This window comes from Marinilabilia salmonicolor JCM 21150 (genome assembly GCF_000259075.1).
In the GTDB taxonomy this organism is placed as follows: Bacteria; Bacteroidota; Bacteroidia; order Bacteroidales; family Marinilabiliaceae; genus Marinilabilia; species Marinilabilia salmonicolor.
The window spans coordinates 1-8855 of sequence record NZ_AJKI01000057.1; the positions used below are offsets into that span (position 1 = coordinate 1).

Annotated in this window: 10 protein-coding genes; 2 read left to right on the forward strand and 8 right to left on the reverse strand. The window is 34.2% G+C overall.

What is annotated here, in order from left to right:
- Nucleotides 1–278: 278 nt before the first annotated feature.
- The 8 genes from creD to W7W_RS0120195 all read right to left on the reverse strand — a co-directional run bounded on the left by creD (nt 279) and on the right by W7W_RS0120195 (nt 6573).
- A complete protein-coding gene (gene creD / locus W7W_RS0120160; protein ID WP_010665431.1) occupies nt 279–1604 on the reverse strand; it encodes a cell envelope integrity protein CreD in 1326 nt (441 codons plus the stop codon).
- Between the two features lie 128 nt (nt 1605–1732).
- Nucleotides 1733–2224 carry a hypothetical protein gene (locus W7W_RS0120165; protein WP_010665432.1) on the reverse strand — a complete coding sequence of 164 codons (492 nt, stop codon included), beginning with the start codon at nt 2222–2224 and terminating at the stop codon, nt 1733–1735.
- A 227-nt stretch (nt 2225–2451) separates the two neighbouring features.
- Nucleotides 2452–2979, reverse strand: coding sequence for a hypothetical protein (locus W7W_RS0120170; protein WP_010665433.1), 528 nt, complete (start codon nt 2977–2979; stop codon nt 2452–2454).
- Between the two features lie 459 nt (nt 2980–3438).
- On the reverse strand, nt 3439–4338 hold the full coding sequence (locus W7W_RS0120175; RefSeq protein WP_010665434.1) for a tetratricopeptide repeat protein: 900 nt from the start codon (nt 4336–4338) through the stop codon (nt 3439–3441).
- 148 nt (nt 4339–4486) lie between these two features.
- Nucleotides 4487–4960, reverse strand: a complete 474-nt coding sequence (locus W7W_RS0120180; RefSeq protein ID WP_010665435.1) for a hypothetical protein — start codon at nt 4958–4960, stop codon at nt 4487–4489.
- Entirely contained in the window at nt 4953–5204 is a 252-nt protein-coding gene (locus W7W_RS0120185; protein WP_010665436.1) for a hypothetical protein, read from the reverse strand. The genes W7W_RS0120180 and W7W_RS0120185 overlap by 8 nt, the downstream gene beginning before the upstream one ends.
- Before the next feature lie 215 nt (nt 5205–5419).
- Complete coding sequence (locus tag W7W_RS0120190; RefSeq protein ID WP_010665437.1) at nt 5420–6181, reverse strand: hypothetical protein; 762 nt, start codon at nt 6179–6181, stop codon at nt 5420–5422.
- A gap of 20 nt (nt 6182–6201) precedes the next feature.
- Nucleotides 6202–6573, reverse strand: a complete 372-nt coding sequence (locus tag W7W_RS0120195) for a hypothetical protein (RefSeq protein ID WP_010665438.1) — start codon at nt 6571–6573, stop codon at nt 6202–6204.
- Nucleotides 6574–7020: 447 nt separating this feature from the next.
- Between W7W_RS0120195 and W7W_RS22575 the strand changes: the two genes are divergently transcribed.
- On the forward strand, nt 7021–7425 hold the full coding sequence (locus W7W_RS22575; RefSeq protein WP_044085107.1) for an RNase H family protein: 405 nt from the start codon (nt 7021–7023) through the stop codon (nt 7423–7425).
- A gap of 172 nt (nt 7426–7597) precedes the next feature.
- Nucleotides 7598–8788 (forward strand): ATP-binding protein, encoded by a 1191-nt coding sequence (locus tag W7W_RS0120205; RefSeq protein WP_010665440.1) that lies wholly within the window; start codon nt 7598–7600, stop codon nt 8786–8788.
- Nucleotides 8789–8855: the final 67 nt, after the last annotated feature.

Below are 8855 nucleotides of genomic sequence, written 5' to 3' on the forward strand. Positions count from 1 at the left end.
GATGAATGCCTTAAATATCAAGGAGTTTAATGATTGTATAAATATTTTGTCATGTACTTAGATGAAAAATAACCGCCAGACTTTTTAAAAAGGATGTTCTGTTTTTACGCAGAATATAAACCTGGAAGCCCGCTCCCATGAGATAAGTAATTGAGCCCATTAGCAAAATGAGCTCAATTATTTCTATTATAGGGGTTGGTTGTTGCTCCATGAGAATTCACCTAAATGGTGGTTAGTCGGAAATCCCGACATACCATATTTTTAATGAGTAATTGCGGCTAATCTGGCTTTTCATTCAAATTCAAATTGTACCAGTCAATCTTTCTGGAGAAATACATAACCAGACCCAGAATAATAAATATGCCTATGCTTCCGATTAACAATGCGTAATCCTGTAATTGAATTATTACAAAAATGAATGTGTAAAGGACGGCCAGTATTCCGGAAATCAGCATTGTTAATTTTCCTGATTTCAATATTGCCCTTACATAACCTGAAACCAACAAAAGGGTGGCCAGGGCAGAAACAATAAACGCAATATTGTATTTCAGATGTTCAGATATTGACAAGAGTAAGGTGTAAAAAACCACTAAAGCAATTCCCACCAAAATGTACTGGATCGGGTGGATAAATATTTTATTCAGAACTTCGATAAAGAAGAATACCAGAAAGGTAAAACCAATAAACAAAATGGCATATCGGATAGACCTGTAAGATTTCTGGTAACTATCAACCGGAAGCAGAAGGTCAATACCGAAAGCAGATTCACCAATAGAGTGTCTGCTGTTTGTCCAGGATTGAGGGAAATTCCGGTTTAGGTGCAATACGTTCCAATTGGCCTTAAAACCTTTATTGGTGACTTCACGGCTATCCGGCAAAAAAGCACCGTTAAAGCTTGGATTGCTCCATGCAGATGAAATATTTATATCGGTTACTTTTCCAACGGGTGTAAAATAAAGCAACTGACTACCCTTCAGATCCAAATGAAGATTGAAATTGTACTTTTGGTTGTTATCAGGATTCATTGTAAGTTGTGCATTGATCCCACTTCTCACAACATCATTTGAAGACACTCCAGGGTTGAAAGCTATCTTGTCGTTGTTCCATTCTAAAGAAACCTGTTCCTCTATCCCTCTTAAATCGTCAATACCAACTACAAACTCGGCTTTATCCAAAAGAATATTTTCTGTCGGAATATCGAAAGTGCTGAAATCAACATTGTCAAAGTTTCCTGAAATATTGATATTGGAATTGTAAACAACAATTTCATAAATCCCTCTATATCTTTTCTCCGGATTAATATTTCCGGAGATGTTAAGTTTCGATGGAAGAATGTGAAGATATTCTTTTACCTGGATGACTTTTTCAGTTGAGTCTTTTTTGGAAAACTCTTTCACATACCTGTAATACGGAATGGAGATAAAAGGTCCTGAAATAGTTTGCTCCTGCCCCCACTTTGAACTAACCTCAGTGATAGCCTGTCGCTGAGTGTTTTCCCGCTCAAAAATCAAGCTTTCAATCATGGAAGTAGGGATGAGTAACAGCAGAGCAATGACTACGATTGCTCCAACCTTAAAATAGATGTTGGTTTTTAATGTTTTCATAATAACCTTTTATTTTTCTTATTTTCCTATCTCGGGCCCAAATCATAAAACAGTAGTTGTTTTATTTTATCAGGGATTATTGGTGACATCCATCTTTTGGATGTTATGATGTTCTGCGATATATATGGTTATTCCATCTTCTTAAAACCATGAAGCCCAATCTGATGTATCATATATGGCCAGATTTCTGTCCCCTTAGCCCCTGAAAAAGTACCAACATTTGATGTTTCCTGAAAATCACCATCTTCATCAGTTTGTATATCTGACTTATATGACAAAGAAAAATCCGTTCTATTTTGCATCAAAAGGAGAACCTTCATATTCTCTTCCTTCTCGCTTTCTGTATCACCACTGGTGGATAAACAAAAGATAAATTCAATAGTCCCTTTTTGTCCTTGCTCATCAAATATAGAATCGTTTTCCCAGGTATCAATAATATCCTGAAAAGGAGTAAACTCAATAATTGAATAATCAAAGCTGGTGCTATCGATAGGATGCAACATTATTGTAAATTTTGAACCAAGGGGAAAAGCAAATCCATTCGCAGGTTCTGTCGGTAAATCTTGCGCATTAGCAAGAATATTTATTGAGATAAAAAATAACAGTAGTATGTTTTTCATATTCAAGAAAATTACTTTAGAATTAGGTCAGTTTGCAAATTGATTTTTCTTATAGTGTTCTTCTTATTCGACTCCTTGTGACGTCCCTGCTATATACGCCTGGCCCTTGGCTTTCAGACCAGATGCTATTTTATCAGCTTTAACGCAGCTTTTTGTTAAAACAAAACCTTCAAAATGCTGTGGACACACGGCTGGCGAATAATAGCCTTATTGTAAGATGTATTAATTTAATCTTCAGATTTTTTTATTTTCTTCTGAATAAAATCAATCAAATAATTGCTTTTTGTCATCATAAAGAATCCAATAAATACCTTAACGAAGTAGAAAATTACCCAACTAAATTGAGGATCTTCTCTAAACACTTCTTTTTGCTGAAACGAAGAGAAAATTTGCTTACAAAGCATGGGGAAGGCTTCTACGAATATTAATCCACCAATCACTATAATGGCAATTGTGAGCACTGTCCTTAGAGAAATGTTTATATCAATCTTATCTTCCTGAAAGCCTTTATCCAGTTTTAGTTTATCTATTATCCAGTTTGAATTAAAAACAAATATTTTCAATACAATAAAGTATGCTCCAATTGTTATTAGCAATAATATGGAGACATAAATAATTCCCAGAATGTTATCATTGGGATTACTTCCAAAAAATGAAAAAAAGCTTACGAATTGTGTAATAACGGTCAATCCACTCAGTACAAGCCAAATTCCCAAACTTTTTAGAAATAGTGTCCAAAATGTTCTAATTGTCATGGTTTTTTTGTTTTAGTTTCCAATCTAATCTTTTTTGTCAATGTTTAAATTGGAAGCAATATTGGTTAATATACTATTATTCATTTATAGAAAATTTTTACTCATAATGCACCCCTGCTATAATATTTGTTTGAGCAATCAACATCAAAGCAATTGGTAATAAAGCGCTGAATATAATTGATCTGATAAATTCGCCGTATTTCATTTTGAATTGAAAATTAATGATGTCTGATGATATTATTATCGATTTTTATTAATCTGAATCTTTTTCTCAAAGTTCTGGTTCCTTAATTTAGCATTACTGGAAACAGACAATGCTAAGAAGCCTGGCTTGTATTGCGCCAGTGACAGGCTATATTTTTTGAGCCATTGCTGAATTATATCCGTTTTTAATCGAGAGTATAACATTGATTATATGCAAGATGCACGCCTGACGTTTAATAGCGTTGTTGCCACCAACTATTTCTTTAATTCATCTATTTGTTGTTTTGCGTAAGTCTTTGCTTTTTCGTCTCCGAATTCTAATGTCTTTTCATAATATTCAATTGCTTTCTTTTTGTCTCCTTTTAATTTATATCCTTGAGCAATATTTAACAAAACAATATAGTCTTGTGGATTAATTTTCTCCGCTTTTAATAAAGGCTCAATTCCTTTATCATATTCACCAGTTAATAAGTACGTTACAGATAAGTTTGATAAACTTTCAATGTGGTTTGGATAATGTTTTAAAATTGAATTCGCTATTTCACGCATATTTAGAAGTAAATCATCGTTTCCCGTATTGTATAATTGCACTTGATAATCTTGCAGTGATGAAAGAAAAAAATCTTTACCATTTTTTTTCTTCAAATCATTTGTCCAGGTCCAATCGTTGTTATTTACTGCTGAATAATCAATAGTTTTCACTATTTCTTTTGTAAATGAATTCCAGTCTTTTATTTGCCCAAGAACATAAATTTTACCAAATCTCATATCTAACCTATTTGGGTATAGATTAATTCCTTCGGTAATCTTATCTAATCCTTTTTTCAAGAATGATTTATCATAATTTATCTGGCTTCCGATGAATCCCGCATAATTCCCCAAACTATCTGAAAGTGATAAATATTTTTCTCCTTTTGGTGGGTTTCCTGCTGCTACGACTAATATTTCTTCTTTACTTTTACTAAAGTAATAATTAAAGTAAGATGTAAATAATTCAGGATCTTTAGGGTTTGATTTTTCCCATTCAGTCAATGTCCTAAGTTGATTAATCGAGTCATTTTCCTGAAAGAACTTATTAAAATCATTTTGATAGTCTTGAGCAACTGCAAATTTGAAAATAAAAGCAGTTAGTAATAATCCAAAAATTTTCTTCATTGGTTTTTGCTTTTTACAATTACCGACAATTCATAAATACATGATAAGCAAGCAATTACTCGATTCACACCTATCAAACCAAGATGAAGTTGGAGTGGGCTAAAGCCGTTGACTTTACTACAATACAGTCTACTTGCTAAACACATTGTTAGCTGGCGTTTTTATTTAAATCAGTCAAAATATATGTTAGGCAAAAAATCATTGCCAATGTTGCAACTATAAAAATTACAAATCCCCATATTGTTATTTTTTTCCTTCTCTTTATGGTTTTGTTCCTTTCCCTTTCGATTTCTTCGGTAATATCAAGGGAAAATTTCCCAATCTGAGGATAGTAGCCAACAGTAAAAACTATTGAAGCTATCAAAAAGATAACGGCTGGAATTACTGTTATAATCCCTTGATTAAAAGTCAATGTATACTTTTCAGGAAGAACGAATTTCAAAAGTCCTAAATGGATAGGAATTGCACTTGTTGAAACAGTAATCATAAATTTACAAAACTCTCGTCCAGTAGTAATAGAATCTATTAATAGCGATTTCCCTGTTTCGTACAATGCTTTGTTGTGTGGTGTAACTTCAGTCACATTTTCTACAACAATTAGAGGATTTTCTTGGTCACTCATCAGCTATTCCTTTTACTGTTACATTTTTTATCTGTCTGTCAGATGTTTCATACATTGTCAAATTTCCTTGGTACTCACTTTCCTTTATTGGACAATAAAAAATTCTCGTAATTCTCACTGGTTTTGGTCTTTCTCTTGTTTCATTTGCCGTAAACATTTTAATTACAAAAGAACGTTCAACTTCAAGGTTGTATGTGTGTGATTTTCCACATAAAGGACATTGATTAATAGTTATAGTCTCCATGATTATATTTTTTAATTGTTCCTTTATTTGTAAGGATCAATTTTTGCTGTACGGTTTTAAATGCCAGCAACGTCCCGGCTATATGCGCCTGGGCGTGGCTTTCAACCCGCTGTGGCTTTATTGGCTTGAAAGCATGGTTTTGGTAAATACAAAACCCTCAATTTGCTGTGGATGCCACGGCTGGCGTATCATAGCTTTGTTGTGCTTAGTGTTTCCTATTCATTTCTGAGTGAGTCAATTAATCTTTTATTGGATTCAGTTTTTAAACTCTTAGATTCAATGTCCGATTTCAATTTAACATTTTCGGATTTTAATTTATCTCTTTCAATCCTTAATTCATATTGCTCATTTTTTGAAATAGAATCAGAGTATAACATCCCTAGTTTAAATGCCCCACCAATTATTGCAATAATGATTGCAAAGAAAGCCACAATTTGACCAATAGGTAGATTAAATAGTAATTTGAAAAGTTTTGAAAAAGAGATGTTTGATAGTTGAACTGTATTTTCAATCAGTCCGTTTATTTCATTTTGTTTTTCCCTTTTCTCTTCTTCAGCAAACTCTATTCTTTTTAAAAGCCCGTCTTTTTCCTTTAACAGGGCATTATAATCTGGAACAAGCTTATTCCAATCATTAAGTAGTTCGCTATATTTCTGGTGGTAGTTATTTTCCACAATAATTTGTTTTTCTTCCCTTATTTTGGAATACTCACGTATTTGTTCAATATATGATTCAATAAGCTGTTTTGCTTGAAGTTTTGCTTTTTGAAGAACTGAATATTTTTCTGATTGAATAACAGTTTCAAAATGCAGTCCGCTGATTTGTAGCCATCTTGTGTCACCAAGTGGATATATTTCTTTTAAATCATTAATGACTTTATCCTTCCAAACTTTTGCTTGAAAATTGAAATCATTCAATTCCGTTATCCTTTTTGATAGGACTTCAATTGCTTTATCCTCTGGTATTAATAAGTTCATTTTTTTGGTTTTGATTACGATTACTCAATTTTGTATACAGTAGATGAATAATATCCACCATTAACTTTTAAAATACACTCAGTTCCGTAACCAGCATAACCAAAATATCCATTGAATGTTATAAATATATTCGTTCCCTTTATTTCATATAAGTCGCCAGGTCCGTCAGTTAACTCAATTTCATATTTGCCTTGGTCTAAATCTGTTTCTACAAAAATGAAATCTATAGAATTTCCATCTTCATCTAACGCACCATCGTCCAACCCAATTTTTTTATAAAATTCATCAACTGTATATCCATCGTTCGACATAGAATTATTGGTGCTTTTAGTAGTGAATCCAAATAAACCGAATAATACGATTAGTCCAATAAGTAATTCTTTTTTATTCATAGTATTTTGTTTAATTATTTTGTGTCCATAATAGGATTGGAAGCGTCTTTTTTTGACATTGAGCACAACAATTCTGTAACAACACCTAGGTGCTATTATATCCAATTTAACAAAACAAAAGGTGCACAAAACATCCAAACCCGGAATGTCTTGTACACCTTTAAATTCTTTATCACTCCTCCCCGTACTTTTATGGAGAGGAATCTCAAATTTTCTTTAATTCTTATGTGAAGTTGGGGCTTCAATTTGTTTTATAGATTAGAGTTTATTTTGGTTACCGTAAAACTAACTTTTTTGTTTTCTTTTTCCAATAAAAATTAACATTTTTCCACAAACTAATTGTTTTGAATTGAAACGAGCATGGCAATGATTGCCAAAATAACATTTATAAGTTCCTGCATGCGGGTTCCATCAGGCCATAATAAGTATTTTTTCTACGGATAAGGAATGCTACCCATAGGCAGCATTTATATAGAAAAACAAAATCAGTTCAAAATTATCGAAACGCGCTTAATGACAAAAACCAGCAGCCGAATGGAACGGATGGCTGCCATTGAGGCTTTGCGTTTGTTCAGGTATCCCTGCAAAGTGAAACTATATACCAATTCCCGTTACCTGGCTGATTCTGTAAATAAGGGATGGCTAAATACCTGGTTGGCTTCACCCTTCTTTCTTAACCGGAAAAATGAGGATCTCTGGCGAAGATTAACCAATGAAATGCAGAAGCACCAGACCACTATTCACTGGGTAAAGGGACATTCTCAAAACACCCTGAATTGTCATGTGGATCGACTGGCCTCCGGTGCTTGCAGCAGCGGAAAGTATTTAGCAGATCCTGGATATGGGCGATAACGGTATTGATTTAATCTCCGATTTTAATTAATTTTGAAAAGCGGAGGGGCCTTGCCTCCACCGTGCAAGGGTCGGTTCCGGAAAGGGCCGGCTTTTTTTTTTAGATGAATTGCTACAAATTGCTTTTTCCAGAAAGCATTTTTTTATATATTTGTTTAACAATCAAAACAAAATGGAAAAGCTTTTTCAAAAATCATATCAGAAACTATACCGGGTACCAACTCAATTCAAGAGATACCTGGCAGACAAAATTGACTGGAACAGTCGCCTGATTGGAATTAAAGGAGCTCGAGGTGCCGGTAAAACAACTCTTTTGCTCCAGTATGCAAAGAAATTTCTGCCACAGGATAATCAGACGCTATATGCGAGTCTGGATGATCTGTATTTTACAGAAAATACCCTTGTCGATTTCGCTGAACAATTTGTCATTCAAGGCGGCAAATATCTGCTTTTGGATGAAGTTCACCGTTATCAGAACTGGTCACAGGAATTGAAGAACATATATGATGATCAGCCGGATCTTAAAATTATTTTCACAGGCTCGTCTTTGATACATCTGAATCAGGCAAAGGGCGATTTAAGCCGGAGAGCTGTTATGTATGAACTGGCCGGATTATCATTCCGGGAGTTCCTGAACTTCACCAAGGGAAAAGACTTTAAACCAGTCAGCTTTGACCAAATAATAGAAAATCACACCAACCACGCACTACAAATTGCAGAAAACATACGTCCACTTGCTCATTATTCTGATTTTCTGGAATATGGTTATTATCCTTATTTTAAAGAGGCGCCTAACCTATACCACCAAAAACTGTCAGAAACCATTTCTCTGGCTCTGAGCATTGATTTACCGTCCTCTCACGACATCAGTTTTGGTAGTGTGGAAAAGATAAGGTTACTCCTGCATGTTATTTCAGAATCCGTACCGTTTAAACCTAATATTTCTAAACTAAGTGAACGCATTGGTGTTAGTCGTAACAGTCTGATACAGTTTATTCGTTACCTGGAGGACATCCGCGTAATTAAATGCCTGTATACTAATACCAAAGAGGTTGGTGCATTACAAAAGCCGGAGAAGATTTATATGCACCATCCCAACCTACAATATGCGTTGGCTACAGAGAATCCCAATATCGGAAATGTGAGAGAGAGCTTCTTTATCAATCAACTGGGAGTATTGGGACCAATGAAATATACTCCTGAAGGGGATTTTGCCTTTAAGGATTCAGTATTTGAAATTGGTGGACGTGGAAAAACCAACAAGCAGGTTAAACATCTTAACAACTCATACGTGGTTGCTGATGGGATTGAAGTGGGGCATTTACACAAGATACCGTTGTGGGTGTTTGGGTTTTTGTATTAGGATATTTCTAAGTACATGACAAAATATTTATACAATCATTAAACTCCTTGATATTTAAGGCATTCAT

What these genes read in the sequence shown, in the direction of transcription:
- W7W_RS0120195 (WP_010665438.1), bottom strand. Translation starts at nt 6,573, where the DNA reads ATGAATAAAAAAGAATTACTTATTGGACTAATCGTATTATTCGGTTTA.
- W7W_RS0120185 (WP_010665436.1), bottom strand. Translation starts at nt 5,204, where the DNA reads ATGGAGACTATAACTATTAATCAATGTCCTTTATGTGGAAAATCACAC.
- W7W_RS22575 (WP_044085107.1), top strand. Translation starts at nt 7,021, where the DNA reads ATGCTACCCATAGGCAGCATTTATATAGAAAAACAAAATCAGTTCAAA.
- creD (WP_010665431.1), bottom strand. Translation starts at nt 1,604, where the DNA reads ATGAAAACATTAAAAACCAACATCTATTTTAAGGTTGGAGCAATCGTA.
- W7W_RS0120180 (WP_010665435.1), bottom strand. Translation starts at nt 4,960, where the DNA reads ATGAGTGACCAAGAAAATCCTCTAATTGTTGTAGAAAATGTGACTGAA.
- W7W_RS0120175 (WP_010665434.1), bottom strand. Translation starts at nt 4,338, where the DNA reads ATGAAGAAAATTTTTGGATTATTACTAACTGCTTTTATTTTCAAATTT.
- W7W_RS0120170 (WP_010665433.1), bottom strand. Translation starts at nt 2,979, where the DNA reads ATGACAATTAGAACATTTTGGACACTATTTCTAAAAAGTTTGGGAATT.
- W7W_RS0120165 (WP_010665432.1), bottom strand. Translation starts at nt 2,224, where the DNA reads ATGAAAAACATACTACTGTTATTTTTTATCTCAATAAATATTCTTGCT.
- W7W_RS0120190 (WP_010665437.1), bottom strand. Translation starts at nt 6,181, where the DNA reads ATGAACTTATTAATACCAGAGGATAAAGCAATTGAAGTCCTATCAAAA.
- W7W_RS0120205 (WP_010665440.1), top strand. Translation starts at nt 7,598, where the DNA reads ATGGAAAAGCTTTTTCAAAAATCATATCAGAAACTATACCGGGTACCA.